Annotated in this window: 22 protein-coding genes; 7 read left to right on the forward strand and 15 right to left on the reverse strand. The window is 67.3% G+C overall.

Features of this window, described 5'->3' with window-relative positions; translation table 11 throughout:
- Positions 1 to 3: 3 nt before the first annotated feature.
- From CP970_RS44250 to CP970_RS19745, 11 genes are all read right to left on the reverse strand, one after another.
- The gene (locus CP970_RS44250; RefSeq protein ID WP_157877722.1) at positions 4 to 141 is read right to left on the reverse strand and encodes a hypothetical protein; all 138 of its coding nucleotides are present in this window, start codon (positions 139 to 141) and stop codon (positions 4 to 6) included.
- Between the two features lie 81 nt (positions 142 to 222).
- Complete coding sequence (locus CP970_RS19700) at positions 223 to 1,485, reverse strand: hypothetical protein (protein ID WP_055548631.1); 1,263 nt, start codon at positions 1,483 to 1,485, stop codon at positions 223 to 225.
- Positions 1,479 to 2,822, reverse strand: a complete 1,344-nt coding sequence (locus tag CP970_RS19705; protein ID WP_055548633.1) for a hypothetical protein — start codon at positions 2,820 to 2,822, stop codon at positions 1,479 to 1,481. Before CP970_RS19705 ends, CP970_RS19700 begins: the two co-directional genes overlap by 7 nt.
- Complete coding sequence (locus CP970_RS19710; RefSeq protein ID WP_055548635.1) at positions 2,746 to 3,999, reverse strand: hypothetical protein; 1,254 nt, start codon at positions 3,997 to 3,999, stop codon at positions 2,746 to 2,748. The genes CP970_RS19705 and CP970_RS19710 overlap by 77 nt, the downstream gene beginning before the upstream one ends.
- A 3-nt stretch (positions 4,000 to 4,002) precedes the next feature.
- A complete protein-coding gene (locus CP970_RS19715; protein WP_055548637.1) occupies positions 4,003 to 4,377 on the reverse strand; it encodes a hypothetical protein in 375 nt (124 codons plus the stop codon).
- A 2-nt stretch (positions 4,378 to 4,379) separates the two neighbouring features.
- Entirely contained in the window at positions 4,380 to 4,601 is a 222-nt protein-coding gene (locus tag CP970_RS19720; RefSeq protein WP_055548639.1) for a hypothetical protein, read from the reverse strand.
- Entirely contained in the window at positions 4,601 to 5,596 is a 996-nt protein-coding gene (locus tag CP970_RS19725) for a C40 family peptidase (protein WP_055548641.1), read from the reverse strand. The genes CP970_RS19720 and CP970_RS19725 overlap by 1 nt, the downstream gene beginning before the upstream one ends.
- 135 nt (positions 5,597 to 5,731) lie before the next feature.
- Positions 5,732 to 7,486: a type IV secretory system conjugative DNA transfer family protein gene (locus CP970_RS19730; protein WP_055548643.1), complete on the reverse strand. Its 1,755-nt coding sequence runs from the start codon at positions 7,484 to 7,486 to the stop codon at positions 5,732 to 5,734.
- 218 nt (positions 7,487 to 7,704) lie between these two features.
- Entirely contained in the window at positions 7,705 to 8,826 is a 1,122-nt protein-coding gene (locus CP970_RS19735; RefSeq protein WP_055548645.1) for a hypothetical protein, read from the reverse strand.
- Entirely contained in the window at positions 8,823 to 9,140 is a 318-nt protein-coding gene (locus tag CP970_RS19740; protein WP_224058545.1) for a hypothetical protein, read from the reverse strand. The genes CP970_RS19735 and CP970_RS19740 overlap by 4 nt, the downstream gene beginning before the upstream one ends.
- Positions 9,137 to 9,469, reverse strand: a complete 333-nt coding sequence (locus tag CP970_RS19745; RefSeq protein WP_055548647.1) for a hypothetical protein — start codon at positions 9,467 to 9,469, stop codon at positions 9,137 to 9,139. The genes CP970_RS19740 and CP970_RS19745 overlap by 4 nt, the downstream gene beginning before the upstream one ends.
- 613 nt (positions 9,470 to 10,082) lie before the next feature.
- Here CP970_RS19745 and CP970_RS19750 point away from each other — a divergent pair.
- From CP970_RS19750 to CP970_RS45800, 4 genes are all read left to right on the forward strand, one after another.
- Positions 10,083 to 10,457, forward strand: a complete 375-nt coding sequence (locus CP970_RS19750; protein WP_055548649.1) for a GntR family transcriptional regulator — start codon at positions 10,083 to 10,085, stop codon at positions 10,455 to 10,457.
- A gap of 175 nt (positions 10,458 to 10,632) precedes the next feature.
- A complete protein-coding gene (locus tag CP970_RS19755) occupies positions 10,633 to 12,045 on the forward strand; it encodes a helix-turn-helix domain-containing protein (RefSeq protein ID WP_063806110.1) in 1,413 nt (470 codons plus the stop codon).
- 36 nt (positions 12,046 to 12,081) lie between these two features.
- A complete protein-coding gene (locus tag CP970_RS45795; RefSeq protein WP_191094930.1) occupies positions 12,082 to 12,765 on the forward strand; it encodes a RibD family protein in 684 nt (227 codons plus the stop codon).
- Positions 12,762 to 13,217 carry a deaminase gene (locus tag CP970_RS45800; RefSeq protein ID WP_055548655.1) on the forward strand — a complete coding sequence of 152 codons (456 nt, stop codon included), beginning with the start codon at positions 12,762 to 12,764 and terminating at the stop codon, positions 13,215 to 13,217. Before CP970_RS45795 ends, CP970_RS45800 begins: the two co-directional genes overlap by 4 nt.
- 237 nt (positions 13,218 to 13,454) lie before the next feature.
- Here the strand turns inward: CP970_RS45800 and CP970_RS19770 are convergent, their stop codons facing one another.
- The 3 genes from CP970_RS19770 to CP970_RS19780 all read right to left on the reverse strand — a co-directional run bounded on the left by CP970_RS19770 (position 13,455) and on the right by CP970_RS19780 (position 16,024).
- Positions 13,455 to 13,916 (reverse strand): hypothetical protein, encoded by a 462-nt coding sequence (locus CP970_RS19770; protein ID WP_055548657.1) that lies wholly within the window; start codon positions 13,914 to 13,916, stop codon positions 13,455 to 13,457.
- A 152-nt stretch (positions 13,917 to 14,068) separates the two neighbouring features.
- Positions 14,069 to 15,319, reverse strand: a complete 1,251-nt coding sequence (locus CP970_RS19775; protein ID WP_055548659.1) for a helix-turn-helix domain-containing protein — start codon at positions 15,317 to 15,319, stop codon at positions 14,069 to 14,071.
- 387 nt (positions 15,320 to 15,706) lie between these two features.
- On the reverse strand, positions 15,707 to 16,024 hold the full coding sequence (locus CP970_RS19780; protein ID WP_055548663.1) for a hypothetical protein: 318 nt from the start codon (positions 16,022 to 16,024) through the stop codon (positions 15,707 to 15,709).
- Positions 16,025 to 16,358: 334 nt separating this feature from the next.
- Here CP970_RS19780 and CP970_RS19785 point away from each other — a divergent pair, with 334 nt between their 5' ends.
- The 3 genes from CP970_RS19785 (at position 16,359) to CP970_RS19795 (ending at position 19,460) form a co-directional block, all read left to right on the forward strand.
- Entirely contained in the window at positions 16,359 to 17,216 is an 858-nt protein-coding gene (locus CP970_RS19785; protein ID WP_191094931.1) for a hypothetical protein, read from the forward strand.
- 703 nt (positions 17,217 to 17,919) lie between these two features.
- Positions 17,920 to 18,822 (forward strand): nucleotidyltransferase family protein, encoded by a 903-nt coding sequence (locus tag CP970_RS19790; protein WP_150493635.1) that lies wholly within the window; start codon positions 17,920 to 17,922, stop codon positions 18,820 to 18,822.
- Positions 18,823 to 18,824: 2 nt separating this feature from the next.
- Positions 18,825 to 19,460, forward strand: a complete 636-nt coding sequence (locus CP970_RS19795; RefSeq protein WP_055548667.1) for a Cap15 family cyclic dinucleotide receptor domain-containing protein — start codon at positions 18,825 to 18,827, stop codon at positions 19,458 to 19,460.
- 227 nt (positions 19,461 to 19,687) lie between these two features.
- On the opposite strand, the gene CP970_RS19800 is transcribed toward CP970_RS19795, so the two are convergent.
- A complete protein-coding gene (locus CP970_RS19800; RefSeq protein ID WP_055548669.1) occupies positions 19,688 to 20,662 on the reverse strand; it encodes a DUF4238 domain-containing protein in 975 nt (324 codons plus the stop codon).
- Between the last annotated feature and the right edge of the window lie 19 nt (positions 20,663 to 20,681).

Genomic DNA, 20,681 nt, shown 5'->3' on the forward strand with positions numbered 1-20,681 from the left:
ATCTCAGGAGTCCTCGAACCTGATCTGCTCGCAGGGATCGCACATCGGTTCCTGCACGTCCTGATCGCCGGCCTCCCACGCGAACGGGTCGCGGCGGATGGTCACGTCCGGCTTGTCTTGGCCGCAGTACTGGCAGCGCATCGGCTGCTCCCTTCCGGGCAACGGCGACGCCCCGCCCGGAACAGGGGGCGGGGCGCGGCGGGGCAGGTGCGGAGAGCGGGGTCAGGCGGCGTGTTCGATGACGTTGGGCGGCATCTCCCACGCCCACTCACCGCTCGCGGCGGGCCGGGTCGCGGGGGCTTTGCCCTGGGCTGCGTCGCGGCGCCGGGAGGTGAAGCAGAGCTGCTTCTCGTAGTCGGTGACCAGGGTCTGCACGAGGTTCACGTGCCGTCCGGTCTGCCAGATGGCCTGTCCCCGGCCCAGCAACGGGATCTGCCGCACCGCCCAGTCGGGCAGGGAGAACAGCCCCCGGCACTGCTCGGCCTCACCCTCATCCATCTGGTGCAGGACCCGGGTGGAGGCCAGCCGCAGCAGGTCCTTGGCCTCCTCAGAGGTGGCGTCCTTGGCGCTATGCGCGACCGAGGTGACCGAGAGGCCCTCACGGCGGGAGTACTTCATCATCCGCTGCAACAGCCCGGCCGTGGCCGGGTGCTTGAGGATCTGCCACGCCTCTTCGACGATCAGCGTCGAATGGATGCCGTGATCGGCACCGCCCTGGGCCAGCCACACCGATTCCAGGAACACCCCCACGACCGACATCAGCGCGGGCAGCGCGATCGAGGTGCGGTCGATGCGGGAGAAGTCGAACACGGTCAGCCGCTCATCCAGCGACACCGACGTCTCCCCGTCGAGCATGCCGCGGGTCGCCGAGCGGATGAACGGCGAAAGCGCCTGCACCACTTCCTGCCCGAAGGCGAGCAGCTGCCGCTGGTCGAAGCGTCCGGGGATCGCGTCCGCCTGAAGCGAGGTGACCGCCCCCATCAGCCCGGACAGCGTGCGGGCGGCGGGGGATTCCATGGCCGCGTCCAGCGCCATCCGCGCGCCGGGCGACAGCGGCCGGTGGCCGCCGAGCTCGGCGAGCACCGCCACCAGCTGCACGCGGTGCAGCGGGGGAATCCGCGCGTCGAGAGGGTTGAGGCACACCCCTTCACCGAAGCGGACCGGGGTGAGGTGCAGGGCCGCGGCGACCGCGTCCCACTCGCCCACACCGTCCTCACCCTTAGCATCCAGCACCGCGTACCGGCGCCCAGGCCGGGCCATGTCCCGCAACGCCCCGACCTTGGTATTGGTCGACTTCCCGTTGCCCAGCGTGCCGAGCAGCGCCATGCCGGTGGAGGGCAGGACTTCCTGGTCGCAGTCGACGGGGGTGAGGCGGAACGGGGAGCCGTCCAGCAGCGAGGCGCCGATCAGTGCCCCGTCGGTGACCGGCTTGCACGCGTAGCCGGGGAACAGGCCCGCCGCCTGGCGGGTGGTGGTGGTCAGCATGTGATCTCCCCTCCCGGGATGGGCAGCGCGGCGTGCCATCCCCGTTCGTGTTCCTTGTCCATCCACGCCAGGTGCGCGCCGACCGAGACCGCGTTCTGCTCGACATCGCGGCGGAACTCCTTCAGGTCCGCCTCGTCGCGGGCCTGGATCATGATCTGGGCGGCGACCTTCACGTAGGCGGCGCCATCAGAGATGTCCTGCTCGTGCAGCTCGGCGGCTCGCCGCCCGGTCCGGGTGGAGGTCTTCTCGCGGCGCACGTCCTGCTCGTCGCGGGCGGTCGCGGTACGCAGCATCTCGCCGGTCTCCAACCGCTTCTCCGCCCTGCGCCGATCCAGCGGCAGATACTCGACCACGGTCGTCCGCGTCACCCGGGGCAGCGTCGTGATCATCGGACGCCAGAAGTCCGGCGCCCGCTCACCGCGCCTAAAGTCGGTGACGGTGGCGGTGGCCGTGACGAAGTCACCGGAGCGGAAGAGGCCCTCGTGGATCTCGTACAGGTCGCCGCCCCGGATCGGCGCCAGCGCGATGTCCCAGGTGGGACGGTCCCACATGCGGCCGGTCTCGATCCCGCACACCTGCGCCTGCTCGAAGGCGGCGCGGGCCCAGGCGGTCTCCTCTTCGACGTCGGCGCCGTGGGCGGGCACGGACAGCATGATGACGGTGGCGTGCACATCGCACGCCGCATTCACCATGCTCATCAACTCCCGGTAGGAGTCGGCCAGATCGCCGCCCTGCTCGGCCCGCACATCGCGCTCACCGGCATACGGGCTGACCGCGTGCACGATGCGCACACAGGACCCGTGACCGGTGGCGGCGACCCATTCCAGGAACGCGGCGAGCGCGTCGTGGGCGCGGTCACGGTGCGCGCCGTCCTTGAGGGCGGCACCGTCGGTAACCCACTCGAACGCCGCCAGCAGCCTGCCCCCGCCCTGCGGGAAGGCGTAGCCGTCCCGCTCGTGCCACACCAGATCATTGATGCGAGTGAAGACGGTGTGGTGGGGCAGAGCCTGCTCCACCTCCGGCTCCCCGAGGTCCTGCTTGGCCTCGTACCGGCGCACGGCGCGGGCCAGGGCGCGCTTCCTGAGCGCGTGGCCGCCACGACGGCCAGCCCGTTCGACGACCGTGGATCCGCCCGTCTTGACCAGGGCGAGGGCCCCGGCCACAGCGGCCGGGACGATGCAGGTCAGCGTGCCCAGAATGCCGGGCACCGCGACCCCGTGGACGGCACTGAGCGCGACCCCGGCCCCGATGACCGCCAGGTCAGTGCGGGACGGGGGGAGCTTGAGCGTCTCGGTCTCGTACAGCGGATCGAGCAGATACGTCCGGGACACGGACATCACGGATCCTCTCCTGTCGCTGGGGCGTGGTGCGAGAAGCACCGGAATCGGCGGCCTGGGCACTGCCCGGCGAACGGCCAGGGGCCTTCAACGCGGCCCGCACGCCCTTGCCGCCACCGGGGTAGGGGCGCCGTCCCGGCGTGTGCACGGAAGCCGCCTGCCGGGGCGCCTTCGGCTTGCCGGGCCCGGCCTGGGCTGCGGCCAGCCGCCGGGCGTGGACCTGGCGCTCGGTGTCGGCGGGCAGCTTGGTGACCGCCGTGCGCCCCTCGCTCTGCGTCCGCAGCTTCGGGGCCCGGGTGACCGCCGCGGCAACGCTCTTGGCCATCGCCGGAAGGCTCAACAGGATGTACAGGCACACAACCGTGCTGGCGGCGGTCAGCAGCAGGTCAGTCAGCGCGCCCTTGGGCAGCACGGTGCGGAACATCAACGTAATGGCGACCGGCACCCGGGCCAGGAACACCGCCGCGAGCAGATGCAGCAGCGCCTTGCCGCTACGGGACTTCATCCAGCCCTTGCCGACCCCCAGCGCGGCGGACAGCGGCAAGAACACCACGGCGGCGAGCACGGCCAGCGGCGCGATGACGCACAGCAGCCACAGCGGACCGACCGACAGCAGCACCACCGCCGCCTGCGCCAGGCGGCCATAGGGGTTGTCGCGGGAGCCCAGCAGCGAGGTCTCCATCCCCTTGAAGGGGTGGTCGGCCAGGTCCGCGTAGATGAGCGCGGAGAACTGGCCCAGCGCGAACGCGATCAGCACCACGGCCACCGGGATGACGCTCACCCCGAAGAGCAGGCCGAAGAACCGTCCGCCCGCCGAGCCCGCCTTCTTGAAGGCGGGCCCCGAAGGGCGGGCGATCCAGAAGATCAGCCCGCCCACCAGAACCACCGCACCGATCAGCAGGGCCAGCCCCGCCACCGGGTTGTACACCTTCGCCAGCGTGCCGCCCTTGATACCGCCGAGCGGATCGGCCGCCGCCATCATCGACTTGTCCATCAGCCGGTACAGGGCGGACGCCTGATCCGACAGCCAGTTCGCGGCCGCCCCCAGCGGATCGAGCGCCTCGGGCATCTCCGGAGTCAGCTCATCCGGCTTGCCCCCCGAGCCGCCGCCGCCGGAGCCCCGCTCGCAGAACTCGCGGGCGGCGCCCCGGATCAGGCCGCATTTGTCGTCGGCCACGGTTCAGCCGCCCAGCGCGGTGGCGATGGACGGGCCGATGGCCAGCACGCCGAGCAGCAGCACGATCAGACCCCCCACGGTGATCGCGGTCTTCTTCAGCGCCGAGCCGTCCTTCTTGAACCCGGCCTGAACACCGCCGCGTCCAGCCGAGATGACCGCCCCGGTCGCGATCGCCAGGATGACCGCGCCGATCAGGACGCCCATGATCACGCCGTACAGCGGCAGGAACCCGGCCACCGGACCCAGGTCCGGGCCGGTGTCGTTGACCGTCTTGACGACCTGCTTGGCCCCCTTCGAGCAGTCCTTACTCCCGTCCGACTTGGTGATGCAGCCATCACCCGGGCCAGCGACGACGATCGTTCCGGTGAACTTGCCCATGATCAGAACTCCCTCTCGGACGTGGGGTGGACGGTGTGGGGCTGCTGCGCGGTCAGGCGCTTGAGGGCGGCGCCGAGCCGGAGGGCGACGAGCACGGCCCCGGCACAGGCGAGAACCAGAAAGACCGTCAGGCCCGTCAGGACGGACACCGTGGTCTCCAGGCTGTGAGCGGACGAGGCCACCGAATACATGGCCTGCGTCGTGGCGATGCACTGGCCGTTCATCACGCCTCCTTCGTGTTCGCGGATTTGGGGTAGACCCGGCCAGCACCCATGTAGGTGTCCCACCAGACCTTTTCGATACGGACCTTCGCCCCCGTGCGGGGCGCGTTCAGGAAATGACCCCTTCCCAGGTAAATGCCGACGTGGTCGATATCGGTGGCACTGGCCTTTCCCGTCCTCTTCTTCTGGCTGAAGAAGACGAGATCACCGATGGTCAGATCGCTCTTGTCGACGACCGCACCGTCATTTTTCAGGTGCGCGTACTGGGCGTTGGCGACCCGGGGCAGGGTGACACCGGCTTGGGCGTAGGCGGCTTTGGTGAGACCCGAGCAGTCGAAACCGCCGTCGGTATCCCCGTTGCCGCCCCACACGTAGTCCTTGCCGATCTGCGCGGACGCGTAATTGACCGCCTCTACCGCCACATCGGACTTCCCGCCGACCGTCTGTCCCATCTTCGCGGCGGACGCCATGATGGTGGAGACGTAGTTTTCCGTCTCCTTGTACGGCGGTATCCCCCGGTACTTCTTCACCGCCCCGGGACCGGCGTTGTAACCGGCCAGCGCAAGCCGCGTCTCGTCCCCGGGGACGTCCTTCACGTCCTTCGAGACGGAGCACATGTACTTGGCGGCAGAGGGGATCGCGTCTTCCGGATCCCACACGTCTCTTTTGCCGTCTCCGTTGCCGTCGACGCCGGAGTTCTGCCAGGTTCCGGGCATGAACTGCGCTATGCCCATGGCCCCGACCGGCGATTTGGCGCGGGGGTTGAACCCTGATTCCTGTTTGAGCTGCGCGGCCAGAATGCTGGGGGTGAGCGCATCGCACTCATTGCCCCAGGCGTTGAAGAGCCGCTCGTACTTCCTGGGCACCGATCCGGGCGCCGTGCGGTTGGCTACCGAGGTGGCCTTGCCGCTGACGGCCGGGTTGCCGGTCAGGCTCGTGGCGGTCACCGCCAACAGGCTCGATCCGACCACCACCAGGCCGATCGCGGACCCTTTCATCTCCCACCCTCCTTCAGGTGTGTTCACGCAGGCCAGTCACCCCGTACGGCACTCTGCGGGCACCCTGAACCGACCCTGCGGCACACAGTGGCCGCAGGGTGGCGACAGAGTGGGTGCAGGGTGCCCGCAGAGTGCCTAGCGGGACAGGATGTCGCTCAGGCGACGCCCCTGGACGCGGTCGACAGAGACCGAAGGAATCGGCCGCCCGAAGCTCTCGGCCAGCCATGCCGAGACAGCCTTGCCCACCGCCGTACGGTCATCCCCACCGGCAATGTCCACCCCCAACTCACGGAGCCGGGAGGCGAATTCGACGGTGGACAGGAACGCCTCGTCGGCATACGCCTCACGGACGAGCCGTACGTGTTCGGGCTCGGCTTCCTGGGCTTCCTCTACCCGGGCATCGATGGCCTCATTGAGTTCCTCGTCGGTGACGAGGAACCCGCGCATCTCACGGCAGTTGTCCTTGACCTGGAGAATCGCCGCCCCGTCAATTCCGGGAAGTTTTGAGGCGTCATGCCCGGACTTCGCCGTGCCGCCTCCCAGGATCACATCGGACTGTCCGGTCTCCGCGCATCCGAACGCCAGCCGCACACGGTGATTCGCGCGAATCGACGTGTTGATGACTTCGGCCTTCGGGTTCTGCGTCGACAGCACGACGAGGATTTTCGATGAACGGAACTTCCTGGAAGCAGCCTTCATCTTCTTCTCAAACTCGGCCGCCTCCTTCTTCGAGTCGGCCTCATCCGTATAGGTGCTGACCTCGTCGATGATGAAGAGCAGCGGCCGGTGATGCGCCTTGCCCATTCCGGCGCGGACCGATGCGCTGTTCTCCGCAGAGCGCTTCTCGTGCCGCTCCTCCACGAAAGCGATGATGTCCATCATCCGGTCGTGGTCGGGAACCTCTTCGTAGATCAGGCACGCCTTTTCCGCGTACGCGAGATCCCCGTCCCCCTTGGCGTCGACCAGGACGATGTCCCAGCCGTTGACCAGGGCGAAATAGACGAGCCACTTGATCTCTTCGGTCTTTCCGCCGCCGGACGATCCGGCAACCAGAATGTGCGTATCGCCGACCGGAGACTTGATCTCCACCACGGCGGCGTACATGTCGTAGCCGACCGGGATCACGCCCCGCTGTGCGGCGTCCACCGGGTCGGGAAGGGCCGGGATGCGGCTGTAGACGGGCTGGTCGAGAACGGTGATGACCACGTGCCGCAGGCTCTGGCCCGGCCGCATCGTGACCGTGGTCGCGTCCACACCGAGCCAGGAGATGACCCGCTCGGACTTGCCCGCCACGTCCCCGTACACGCCGCCGGGCGGCAGCTCGATGACCCACTCTTCGCCCAGCTCGACTCGGCCGCGGCTGAGCGTGCGGGGCTTGCCCGCCGCGTAGTCGAGCTTCAGCGCGGCCGCCAGCTTCGGGGCCTCGTCGATCTGGAAGGAAGCGGGCACCTCCCCCGGCGGCGTACCCGGCACGGCCGGTGCCGCCGTCATCTCTGTCTCGTCTGGCACGGCGGCAAGCCTCTCTTCCGGAGTTCCAGAGCCCGCCAAAGGGCTGCGCGGCGCGGGGTCTTGGATGCCTTCGGAGGCGAGCGCGGACACGACGGGGGCCTCCTTGCGCCGACGTGGCCCGTGGGCGCGCCGACGGGCCCTGTTCATGGCCAGCGCGCACGATCCGACCAGCAGCACGGCGATGCCGAGCAGCCACCACCGGTTGTCGTACACCCAGGACTCGACCGCGTCGCGGTAGACCAGCCCGGAGGCGGGCACCGTGACAGCGAGCCCACCGATCAGCCAGCGGGCCTCCTCCGACATCGGCTTCTTCGCCGCGGGCCGGATCGGCTTCGCTGCGGGTTTCGCTTCTTTCGTCTCTTCGACCGCTTCGGCGGTCATACGTCCTCATCTCTCTATCGGGGTGGGAAGGACGAACCCCTCGTGGCCTGTGCCGGATCTGCGCGGCGGACCTGCGGGACCTGCGGACCATGTCCGCCAGCCCGCCAGCCGTCGGCCAACCGGTGGCCAGGGGATGCGGTGCATTCGACTGTCTTCCGGCAGTCGCAACACAGCCCGGTCCCTCACGGAGGGGCCGGGCTGCATTGGTGTGTGCCGGACTACGCGCCCTGCTCGGCGAACTCCGCCTGGAGCTGCTCGTAGGTCTTGGCCATCCGCTCGTAACTGGCCGTGGCGCCCTGCGCCTTCATGGCGTTGATGAAGCCATTGAGGCTCTTCGGCGGGGCCAGCTCGGTGAAGATCCGGCGCCCGATGAAATACAGCTGCTCGTCGTTGAGACCGGGCTTGCGCCCCGGACCCTCGGAAAGATCCGAGGGGCCCTCGGAATTACCCGAGCCGGATTCCGAGGGGTCGCCCTCCCGAGGGTTTTCGTGCAGGTCGGAGCCTTCCGAGGATTCCGAGGGCGCGGCTTCCTGGGGGGTGGCGGCCGGTGTGTACGGGGCCGGGACGACCGGCAGATCCGGGCCGCCCTCGGAATCGGCGGGGGCGGGAGACTCAATTCCGAGGGGGAGGCCCGCGGGTGCGGGGAGCACGTCCAGCGCGCGGGCCGCGAAAGCCTCTGCCTTCACCCCGTGCTTCTTCTCGGAGGCCGTCAGCTTCTCCTCGGCCGTGGCACGCGCCTTGTTGATCTTCTTTTGCATGCCGGTCAGCGCCTTGGCCTGCACCGCCTGGCGGTGTGCCTGGGCGAGCGTCTCGGCCGTCTCGATGACGACCTCGTTCTCGGCGCCCGCCTTCAACTGCCGGGCATCGGCATAGGTGAGAGCCAGGGTGTTGCGGGCCGCCGCGGACTGCTCCGCGATGACCCGGGACGTCGCATCGTCGGCGAGCATGTGATCCGCGAAGATCCGCAACCCCATGAACACGGCGGCGGCCACCGGAACCAGCGCGAAGACGCGAGCATGGCCCATCAGCAGCAGGATCACGACCGACCCGGCCATCGAGGCAGCGGCCACGGACAGCATCACGGCCATCCCCAGAACACTGCGCTGCCGGATGGCCTGCTCGGACAGCTTCAGCGCGCCGATCCACAGCGCGTCAAAAACCAGGGCGATGAACCAGGCCGCGATCGTGCCGAGCCTGCCGTCCAGTCCCAGGATCGGGGCCAGCTGACTGCCGACGGTGACCGCCACGACCGTCAGGGCCGCCAGCGTCAGCAGCTTCTCGATGACGGCGAACGGGTTGACGCCCCGGACCTTTCCGAGGGCGTTGGGTGTGTAGGTCACAGTTCCTCCTGGGTCAGGGCGGCGCCGAACGCGAGGAGCCGCACCGTGGCGCCCGCGTAGTCGGCGTGCGCCTGCAGCACCCAGGTCTTGCCATCGCCCTGGGTGTGGAAGTCCACGGCAGCACGCTCGATACCCAGCGCGACCCGCCAGGGCTCGAACGCCCCCAAGTCGTCGTGCAGGGACAGCTCCAGCCGCTCCGGATAGATGGAGGAGATGTGCATGGTCGGCGCGGGCAGATCGGGGAAGTCCAGGGCCAGCACGCGCAGTGCCAGCACAGGAACCATCACGTCCTTCACCGCCTGGTCCGCGCTCACGCCGCCACCGCCAGACCCTGCGCCCCGCACGCGGCCGAACGCCGCGCCGACGCCTTCCGCGTCCGCCGGGAGCGCGGGGCCTGCTTGGGCAGGTCACTCGTCTTCAGCAGCGCGTGGGCGTAGGCCGCGGCCACCGGGTCGACCTCCCTCAACTCCTTGACCACCTCGCGCGCCACGGCCAGCCGCGCCGCCCGATCCTTCGCGGACTCCTCGGCGGTGCCGGTGAACAGCTCCGGGTCGAACCCCGCCGCACGCTCGGCAAAACCCAACGCCAACTCCGCGAACTCCTTCGCGGTAACGGCGATATGACCAGCAACGATGCACTTCATGGGTCGTACTCCTCTGAGATCAGACGGAACGGGAACGGCCCAAACAGCGGCTCCGGGTCTAGCCACCCGGGGCCGCGCGCCGTAGAGGGAAAGAAGCTCGAAAGCCCTCATCAAACGGGCAGGCCGCAGATATCTGGTCGGCGCCCTGCCCGCATGACGAGTGACGGGCAAGCCCGTCACTGTCGTCTCGCGGCTCCCAGATGCGCCTTGCTCCGCCTCCTTTGGACGGCGCTTGGTCACCACGTCACTCAGTCGTCACTCGCTGAGTCGATCTCCCTGGAATGGCTACCTGTCATGGACCGGGTGCAGCCCAATCACCGGGGTCCCCGCCGATCCGATCCCTGGGTCTACGCCCGAGGGTCAGACCAGCGGCTTAGCCGATGACACCGATCGATCCGTGAAGACGACGGACTTCTACGTCTCCCCTGCCGCTCGAACCGCGTGCAAGCGGATCCGGCGGAGCATTCATGCAGGTCAAGAACTTGCAACCGCAGCTCGTGAATCCCTTTCGGGATCTGTCGGCGGCGCACATTCAGATTGACCTAGGTCAGTTCCGAATGCAAGAGGTGGCGCGGGAAAGGTTGGATTGACCTAGAGCGGTTACGCTCTAGGGATGGATTGGATGGCGTGGAGCGGCGGCAGCGCACCGACGGCGAAGGACATCGCGGCGTACTACCGGTCCCGGATCGCGGCCGGTGAACTGGAGCCACTGGCTGCACTCCCGCCTGGCCGGAAGCTCGCCAAGCACCTGAAGGTTGCCCTCGCGACCGTTCAGAGTGCCTACGACGTGCTGAAGAGCGAGGGTCTGGCGGACTCCCGACCCGGCAGCGGCACCTTCGTTGCCGAAACCACTGATGATGCGAGCGCGCAGGATCGGGCCCGAGGGTTTCTCGATTTGCAGGGCGAGTTGAGCGCAGTCACCGCTCAACTCGCGGAGCTTTGCGAGCGCGTGGCGAAGCTCGAAGAAGAACGGACCGACTCCGCCTAGTTGTTCGGGCGCTGTCCTGTCTCCTCGAATGCTCATCACGCCTCCCTCCGTCCGACCTGCATCGATAGGCTGATCTCGCCTTGCAGAACCAGTTCTAGAGGCTTGGCTTGACCGACCGCCAGGCTCGACATGTGGCCTCTCGAACAGGCCACGAAGGTCACATGAGGAGGGGGAGATGGGACAGCGCCCGAACGACCTCACGCCTGACGCCAGTCCGTGGCATCAACTGGGTGCGGAGATGCGCGCCTGGCGGACTCACCGTCGGCTGTCGCTCGGCAAACTTGAGCAGAAGATCCGCTTCACCCCGAGCTATATGGCGAGGGTGGAGCGCGGCGAGCAGGCGGGCTCCGGAGATCTGGTTGCTTCGTACGACCGCGAGTTGGACGCCGGTGGTTCCTTGATCCGGGAGTACAACCGAATCACTGGGCGGGGAGGAGTTCCGGATCCGGCCCGTGTCCATGTGTCCAATCCCGGCCTGCATGTGTCCAAGACTCCTGTGTCCCTGGTAGGGGACGCTGGCACAGAGGCACCGTCGTCGGAGGGGATATCCGTCCCCGTTCGTACTGATGACGGAAGGATCATCCACGTGTCTCTCTCCCGTCGAGCCATGCTGGGTGCTCTGGGGTCTGCCGCCGCGCTGTCGGCGATCCCAGAGGTCGCCACTGCAGTGAGCATCCGCACTCCGCGGCCCCCGAGTGGCATGAACCCCATTGAGCACTTCCAGGCCACCCGCCGAGTGCTCATCGACAACGACAACCTGTTCGGGGCCCACAACGTCATCCCCATCGTCAAACAGCAGATCGCAGCCATCAAGGAACTCCGAGAGCAACGACGGAGGGCGGACCGGCGCGCGCTCATCCAGCTGCAGACACAGTTCTCTGAGCTGTGTGGCTGGCTCACACAGGACATCGGCGACTTTCGGGCCTCGCAGCACTGGATGCAGCAAGCGCTGGAGGCGTCACACATGTCCGGGGACCCGGATCTGACGAACTACATCTTGGCCCGCAGGAGCCAGCTCGCCGGTGACATGCATGACGCCATCGAAGCCGTCGATGTCGCCGAAGCAGCCGAGGACATGGCCACACCACGGAGTCGTCTGGCAGCCGTCGCGGCCACCTACGGAGCGCACGGCTACGCCCTCCGAGGAGAGAAGGACGCGGCTCAGCGGGCGTACGAGCACGCGCACGAACTTCGGCAGACTATGGACCCAGACCCTGCATCGCCGTGGGGCGTATGGCTGGACGTCCCGTACATCGAAGTACAGCGAGCGCACAGCCTCAGCGTGCTCGGCGACTACTCGGCAGCGGCCGAAGGGTTCCACGATGCCATCGCGGGCCTGCCGCCTGGCTTCCACCGAGACCGCGGCGTTTACCTCAGCCGGGCTGCCGTCGCTCACGCCGGTGCCGGAGAGCCCGAGCAGGCCGCCACCACGGGGCTGGAAGCCCTGAACATCGGGCTCGAAACGGGCTCTGCCCGCATCTCCCGCGAGTTGGCCCAACTCGACAGCCAGCTAAATCAGTGGCGTACCGTCGCCGGTGTGACCGACTTCAAAGAGGCCATGAGTGAGGCCGTACTCCGGCAGGCCTGAGCCAGCATGCCCAGTCACCACAAGGAGAGAACCGCTGTGCCCCGTCCGTACGTGATCCTGAGCGTTGCGACGTCTATCGATGGCCACATCGACGACACCAGCGCCACTCGGCTGCTGCTGAGCAATGCCGACGACTTCGACCGTGTTGACCAAGTACGGGCGGACTCGGACGCGATCCTCATCGGCGCTGGCACCATGCGTGCCGACAATCCCCGACTCCTGGTGAACAGCGAAGAGCGCCGCGCGAAGCGGGTCGCGGCTGGCAAGTCGGAGTTCCCGCTGAAGGTCACTGTGAGTGCCAGCGGTGATATCGACCCGAACCTGAAGTTCTGGCATCACGGCGGCGAGAAGGTGGCCTACACGACCGACGGCGGTGAGGAGACGCTCCGTGAGCGTCTCGCAGGCCTGGCCGATGTGGTCTCGACAGGCCAGGAACTCAACTTCGGCGAGCTCCTGGACGACCTGGGGAAGCGGGGGGTCGAGCGCCTGATGGTCGAGGGCGGCGGACAGGTCCACACAGCCTTCCTGTCTCAGGGGCTGGCCGACGAAATCCACATGGCTATCGCTCCCCTTGTCGTGGGCGAGGCGGACGCACCGAGCTTCCTGAACCCCGCCGCGTACCCCGGCGGTTCCACCCGGCGGATGAAGCTCGCCGAGGCTCGAACCATCGGCGATGTTGTCCTTCTGCGCTACCTGCCGAAGGAGTCGAGCGAAGCATGAAGCACCACGACGGTGACCGCCGCTGGATGGAGCGCGCGCTCCAGCTCGCGCACCTGTGCCCGCCAAGCCAGACGGCGTTCTCCGTCGGCGCGGTCATCGTCGACGCCGACGGCAACGAGATCTCAAACGGCTACTCCCGCGAGACGGATGACCACGTTCACGCCGAGGAGTCCGCCCTCGCGAAGCTCCCCACTGACGACCCTCGCCTCTCCAGCGCCACGATCTACAGCACCCTGGAGCCATGCACGAAGCGGAAGTCCCGGCCGCTCCCGTGCACCCAGCTCATCTTGAAGGCCGGACTTGCTCGGGTGGTCATCGCCTGGAGGGAGCCCGATCTCCTGGTCACCAACTGCACGGGGGTGGAGGACCTCCGCTCTGGTGACGTAGCAGTCGACGAGCTTCCCGCGCTCGCTGATGCCGCGATGGTGATGAACAGGCACCTGCTGCCATGAGATCTGCCGGGCGCTCAGCTCACACATCGCCGGTTCGCTTGCGGGCCTCGGCTCGGGCCGCCCGCAGCGCCGGGCTCTCCGTCACCGCTGCCCGTGCGGCGCGGAGAGCACGACGAATCCGCGCCGCCTCCTCGCAATCCTCCTCGGCCTGGCAGGGTGCGCAGCCATCGATGTGCGCGAGGTACCCCTCGTACACCTCCTGAGCCCGTCGTTCTGAGGCGCACGTCTCGGGCGGGCTCATCGCGTCCTCCCCTGAAGGGGGACGCGGGCGATGTGGACGAGCGCGGCGACGGACGGCAGCGGGCACAGGTCGCCGACGATGCGCGGTGGTACAGCCCAATACAGGCCCGTCGGACCGGTGAGGTCGAAGGCCGGCATACACAGATGATGCCCGGAGCCCAGCATCGGGGCCTCAGCGGCGTACTCCCACCGCGCCGTCGGGTACGGCTCGGTGAGTGCGTAGTAGGCGTGCTGCGTGTCGTTGTAGATGACCGGGCCGCGGAGCAGCTCGGCCAGGGTCGCGGTCACCGCGTCGAGGTCGGCAGTGCCGACCGCCGCGTGTACGAGCCGGGCGGTGAGGCACACAATGTTGAACCGCTTGCCGAGCGGCAGCAGCGCGACACCGCGCTCATCCCACTCGCGTCGGGCCTGCTGCGGCTCGTCCAGCGCGCGCGCCAACCAGTCGAATGCGGCGCTCACCAGCCTTGGGGATTCGCTACTTCCCGCACCGAGCGTGCTTCCGTCTTCCCGTCCGGTCGTCATCCGCCTACCCCCACGACTGCAGTCATGTGTCTCACATGCGGGACCGTAAGGGGAGCAGACGAGGGGGGAGGACCGGAATCCGGTCCCCTCTATGCCGCCAAGATGCCGATGTCCACGGCCAGCTCAGACGCTCGCCGCCTGCGCGCGGGATGCTTCGACTCGACCGCCTCCAGGATGATCCCGCGCGCGTACCCGTTGTACGCGATCGTCTCCGGCGCGGCGACGTTGGCCTTCTCCAGCGTGGCAAGGGCGACATCGGGCTGCCCGTCGAGCTGGAAGCCGCGCGCCTCCTCGATCCTGTGACGGGCCCGGCGCGGGCGGGACTTGATGACGCTCTCGTCCGCCTTCGCGGCCTGACGCACGGATTCCCCGCCCTGGTGCAGCTCGACAGCGACGGTGACAGCGTGCGCGCCCATGATGGCGCGGGAGAAGGACGTCACCGGGTGGTAGTAGTCCTGCGGCAGCTTCTTGGCCACCTCGCGGGCCTTGTCCCAGTGCCACCACGCGGTACCGGTCTCGCGGCGCCGAGCCGCGGTGTAGCCGAGTTCGAACTGCAGGGCTCCAGCGATGGCGATGACATCGTCCGAGGCGTCCGGCAGAAGCGGTTCGAGGAAGCGAATGGCTTCGAGGTTCACGGCATCGGCCGCGTCGAAGTGGCGTGGGCCGCTATCGCGGTGCGCCTGCGCCAGCAGCCATGCGGCGACACCGATCGCGTGCGGGTCCTCCGACTCCTGGGCGGCGGTCATCCCCCGCTCGGCGACGCGCCACAACAGGCTGGAGTCAGGCTGATAGGCCGCGAAGAACTGACACAGGCTGTACGACTCGGCGAGCAGCGCATGAGCTGCGCGACGGTCGACCGCGCTGTTCGCGTGGCGGACGAGGACCTGGCCGTCGCGGATGAGGTCGGGCAGCAAGCGGCCGATGACCTCGCGATGGTTGGGCGCCTGGTGGCGAGCCTTCCACGCGGCGTGAAGGCGGGCTTCCAAGTGAGCGACGGGCGGCGGCTCAACGTCGGAGCCCAAGGTGAAGGAGTCGACTGCGGCTTTCACGGAAGCGAGCCGTGGGTGGCCGGGGCCGATGAACAGATCGACGTGCGAGTCTGGATGGCCAGTCAGTTCGGCAAGGTCACGCACTCGCAGGGCCCCGGCGATGCGCAACACCATGTCCATGGCGGGGGCCTTCTGCTGCCCGTTCTCGATCTTCTTCAGGGTGTGCGGTGAGACGCCCACGAAGTCAGCCAGTTGAGGCCGCGTCATTCCGCGACGCTCGCGAAGAATTTGTACGCGTTGCCCGAAGCGCAGCGGGTCGGCGTAAGGGTCCGGGGTAGCATCTGAAGACATTGCGGCCTTGCCCCTCTCTGAACAGCTCGTCACTGTCAGGGTATGGGCAGGGCCGTTTCCATGTGAGGCGTCGGTCAACCCCGGTCGCTGGCTCGCCGACTACACCTGTCCAGCCCACTCAGAGCTGCTACACCACAGGGTGTTACCCGGCCCACGTGATGCTGAGAGGCACCAGGTGCTGGGTCTGGGAGTTCGCCAGGAAGACCAGGATGCCCGCGGTCCCGAAGCGTGCTTCCCGAGTGACCCCGTCATCGATGCCGTACGGCTCAGACGCAGCGTACGGGTCCTGCTCAAGGACGTCGAGAGTTTCACTCAGCGGCCCGTGGGCCTCGGGCGGAAGGGACGCGATGGTGTCGAAGTCGTGGGGCCCGATCTTCCAAGACCAGCTCACGCGGCGTCGCTTCCGGCCTTCTTCGCAGCACGCATGCGGGCTCGCCAGTCATCGAAGGACTGCTGAGCCTGCTCGGCCTGCGCGCTCTCGTAGTCAGGGGGAAGCGTGCCGTGCTCCTGGTAGTACGCCCGTACCTGCTCGATCTTCGGGGCTTCTTCCTGGGTCCAGCGGCGCACGAAGCGCTCCCAGCGGTCTAGGACGGCCTCCAGGTCGGTGCGGGGGGTGAGGTGGACCTCGCGAAGGAAGTTCTGGCGCAGCTCGGGATGGGGGATGGCGTGCGCGATGCTGTCAATGGTCCAAGGCTGGTTGCTCACGGTCGGAGCCTCCCGCGATCGTCGCTTCTCTGTGACCTACGGTACGCGCGCCGAACTGCTGGTGTCAGGGCGCCGCGGTTGCTCGCGATGAAGGCGCCGTGGCGTATTTGGAGCACGGCCTGCAGCCTGAGCATTTGTAGGCCGCGGCCACCGGGGCGAGCTCCCGCGATTTCCTGACCACCTCGCGGGCCGCGGCTGCCGCACCGCTCGGTCCTGCTGGGACTCCGTACCAGTGCCAGTGTTAAGCCCTCCCGCGTACTGTCCGGAACTGACGCTGTGTTGTGCGCATGCGCGTGGGACCGTTCCTCTTCGTCGTCACCGCGAGGGGGGAACTGTGGCCGAGAAGCCGCGACGCAACTACACCAACGCAACGATTGCTGCGCTCATGACCCTGGCCAGGGGAGGGTGCTATTGGCCCAACTGCGGAGTACCGACCGTTCGGATGGTCAATGACGCACCTCGCTTGAACCTGGAGATTGCCCACATCCGGGCATTTGAGGACAGCGGGAAACGCGCCGACCCAACCTTGCCAATCAAGGAGCGGAACGGTTTCGCCAACCTCATCCTTCTGTGCCACCCGCATCACACCGAGATCGATGGGACGAACAGCGGCCAATACTCGGTGGAGTTGTTGGAGCGGTGGAAGAGCGAGCGTGAAAGCGACGGCGTAAGCGCTCTAGCGGGCTTGGGTGACCTGACAGAGCAAAAACTTGGCGAAATGATCAGCGGGGCGCAGACGGCCCTCGTTGACCGCATCGAGCCTGCGTTGGACGAGTTCGCGAAGACGGCACCGGAGCTAGCGGCTTTACTCAAGGTCACGCTTAAGGAGCTCGCGGACCCACGCGTGCACGGGTTCGGCCTCTCTGAAGACGAGATCAGTTCCCTGAGCCGAGCCGCCGATGATCTCGCGCACCTCCAAGACACTGCGTTCATGGTTGCTGACGCGGCGCGAGGGCTGTTGCATCTGCAAGACAGTGCCAACACGCTTGCCGATGCCGCTCATGACCTGGCGAGGCTCACTGACGACGCCACTGCGCTCCAACAAGCCGCAGCAAGAGCAGAGCGAGCGGCGGGCAAACTCTCGGACAGCACGGACAGTCTCGTGAACGTGCCTGATTATGCTCGGCTGCTCCAAGCGGCGGCGAACAAGGCAGAACGCGCGGCGGACAGGCTGGAGGGCGGCAGCTACTAGCGGGCGAGATGACTTGGGCCCGCTGTAAATCTGCCGGTGCTGCCCGGGGAGTGAGCGGGGAGTGGATCAAGGAAACGATGCTGCGCGGCGGCAACGCTCACCAACGCACACCAAAGCTCTGACCAGCACAGATACACAACGTCCCCGGTCAGCGATCTTTCCGCACGTTATTCGGGACGAAGAGGTCGTGGGTTCAAATCCCGCCACCCCGACAGTGAAGTACCAGGTCAGGGGCCTGATCCGCAGAGCGGGTCAGGCCCTTCCTGCGTCCCAGGTGATCGTTTGGGAGAAATCTGGGAGCCGATCTTGGTCGAGGTCTCCCAATCGCCTCTGCCCCTTGCCTCACAGCTGCTGCCACGTGACGCAGGACAACCCTGCGCGTTCGCGAACCTGGCTTTCCGGATCCCGCGGAAGATTCCCGCGGCTTGCCCATCAAGTGAGACGCTCAGCCAGAGCCAGCACGCGGGGCGCGCGAACCACGGCTCAGCATGCTGCTCCAGGGGCACACGCGCCTCTCCGGTCCCCGTCGACGCTGGCCCTCCTCCGCGAGCCTGGGCAAACCCGACGTCGCCGCGGCCACAGGAGTGCTTGTCGCCGAAGAGCCTCCGCGGCATTGCCCTCGTCCATCAGCCGACGTTGCGGGGTTGTCAGACACAGGCCATACGCTGATCTGAAGCGCGCATGCGCAGGTGAAAGGACAGGCATGGCACGGAAGTTGACTGTCGATCAACGCCTGGCATTGATCAGCAAGTGGAAGAGTCCGCCGAGCGCTACGGAGCAGCAGCGACTCGAGCGAGCCGAGCGCATGGTGCGTGCGGCAGTTGCAGCGTACGGCCCGTTTCGCGGCCTCGACGTGAAGGTCGACGCCAAAGGCTCCTACCCCAACAGCACCAACGTCCGCGGGGACAGCGACGTGGACACCAAGATCCAGGTGAACAACCCGTACTACATCAACGGCTCTCCCAGTTGGGATGCGCCGCTCGGCCTGCGTGAACCGCCTCTGGCAGTGTGGCCACCGGAGCACCTCCGCGAGCACGCCCATGCAGCGCTCGCAGAGTTCTTCGGCACGGTGGACGCGGACCACAACGTCGCCTTCTACGTGCCGGAGGTCGCGGGCAGCCGACCCAGCATCGACGTGGTCCCGTGCTTCAAGTACCGCAAGTTCCACGACTGCAGGTGGATCGACGGCAGCATCGTCCATGCCCGCGACGGCCAGCAGATCATCAACTGGCCCGAGCAGCAGCTCGCCAACGGCTGTGCAAAGAACGTCCGCACGGGCCACCGGTACAAGATCGTCGTTCGGGTCCTGAAGAACGTCGAGAACAACCTTGCCGATGAGGGTGTCATCGCAGCGTTGCCGTCGTACTTTTCAGAGTGCCTCATCTACAACGTGCCTGACGACGTCCTGAAAGCCGGAAGCCTCGACGACGCGGTCCGCAATAGCCTCAGTTACTTGGACACTGCCATGCACAGCCTCATCAGGGCACTGCTCATGGTGGAGCCGAACGAGGTTAAGAAGCTGTTCGGGCCAGGGCAGAAGTGGAACGAGAAGGATGCCCTCGACCTGATCGAGGGCGCCTGGCACTACCTGGGGTACGGAGACTGACCATGGGCGGGTCCGGCATACGCACCGGCGCCAGCATCACCGCCACGCTGTACGCCGCAGTGCTGCTGGCGCTGGGCCTGTACCCGTCCGAGCTGCGCTATCTCTTCGCCTACATCCCCACGGTGATCGGCTATGGGGTGGTCGTCTTCGACAAGTGGGCCTGGCGTTGGCCGCTCATCCACCGCCTCACCGGCCGCCCCTGGCTTACCGGCGCTTGGCGCGCGGTGCTGCAGCCCAGCGCAGAAAGCCGGATCCCCACTGGCGGCAATCGCGGCCCCATCGTTGCCTACTTGACCATCGAGCAGACCTTCTGGAGTCTTCACGCCACGCTCCGCACCGCCGAGAGCACCTCACGGTCGAGCAACGCAACCATCGAGTCTTCCGAGCGCTCAACGGTCGCCGAGGTCCGCTTCCAGTACGAGAACACCCCTCGCGTCGAGCACCAACACCGCAGTCCCCAGCACGAAGGGGCCTGCCGGCTCACCGTGACCGGACACACCCCGCGGGCGGCCAGCGGCCGCTACTTCACGGCACGCCTCACCGCTGGTGACATTGACCTCACCCTGATCGACCGTTCGACCGATCATGAGACCTTCGCTCACGTACAGGCTGCCGACCCCGCCAGCGCCACGACGTGACTTCTCTCCCCCACCTGCACCCACGACTTCGCTGCCGACCTCGGTCACGGCTGCCGCCGGGCACGCGCTCGTCGACCCGGCCACGGGCGTCCCAGAGCAAGGCCCCCAGCGGGTCAGCTTCTCCTGGGCGGCGCACACGATGTGCATCAGATCCGGCGCCTCACTGCTGCGCGATCGCGATTCCTCCTGAGGTCTGACGGCTCAGACGACGCCACCGTCAGCGCCACCTACCCGGACCCGCGAGCAGGACGATCAGACAGCAGGAAGCCCTCCGGCGACTGGCTGATCATCATCTCGCGGTCCCGCACCGGAGGCAGTTCAACCCCGTCCAGAGGGTTGTCGTCGGGATGGTGGAACAGTTCCCTGCGCGCGTTATCCGCGAAGCGCTGGTTCAGCTCCTTGGCCAGCTTGGTGTTGGGCCGTTCGATGAAGTCATCATGTCCCGGCGACGCCATGATGATGGCAACCCTCCGATCGATAGGCATGAGGATCCCGGCTGCATTGCCGATACCGACGCCGCGAAACCTCGGCGCGTCGTCCGCACGCACCAGCGTCACTGGATGATCCGGGATGAGAAGCGTGCGGTGTTCGAACTTGATCAGACCCCAGGAGCGGGCCATGAACACCTCGCACGCCGTCCTCATGGACTGGCCCATCGACGCCATGTGTTCGTTGACGGACATCTCTGCGTAGTAGCCGTCGAAGTCCGTCAGCTCGTCCCACAGCGCATCGACCTGCTCATCCGAGACGGGTTCCGTGGAGGTCTCTTCGAGGCGCCTGCGGATCTCGGGCTTCCCGCCCATGGCAATCATGACCTTGCCGAGATGGTCAGCCATCTCGTTGCGCGCCTTACGAGCAGCGGGGATCCTCGCGTACTGCGCCGCCATCCACTCGGCGAGGACAGCGCGCTCTGCGACCGGCAGCGGCCACGCCCCGTCAGTGATCTCGCGTATGACCTTGGCCGCCTTCCCCTCCAGCTCGGCGAGCATGTCCTCCACGGTGTCGTCGAGTTGCCCGTTCTCGTCCAGCATCGAGTAGAAGTCGCGCTGAACGGTGACGTCGGCGATCCCAACCAGGCGGCGCTCGCCTCCGTCGAGGGGGACGCGCATGATTCGCTGACCGTCAGCGAAGCGCCGCAGAAGCAAGCGCGGCACAGTGTGATGCCGACGCTTCAACTTGGACTTCTCGGAGGACTCGCTCATGTCATGACGATACGGGCGC

It is taken from the genome of Streptomyces kanamyceticus (assembly GCF_008704495.1).
Taxonomy (GTDB): domain Bacteria; phylum Actinomycetota; class Actinomycetes; order Streptomycetales; family Streptomycetaceae; genus Streptomyces; species Streptomyces kanamyceticus.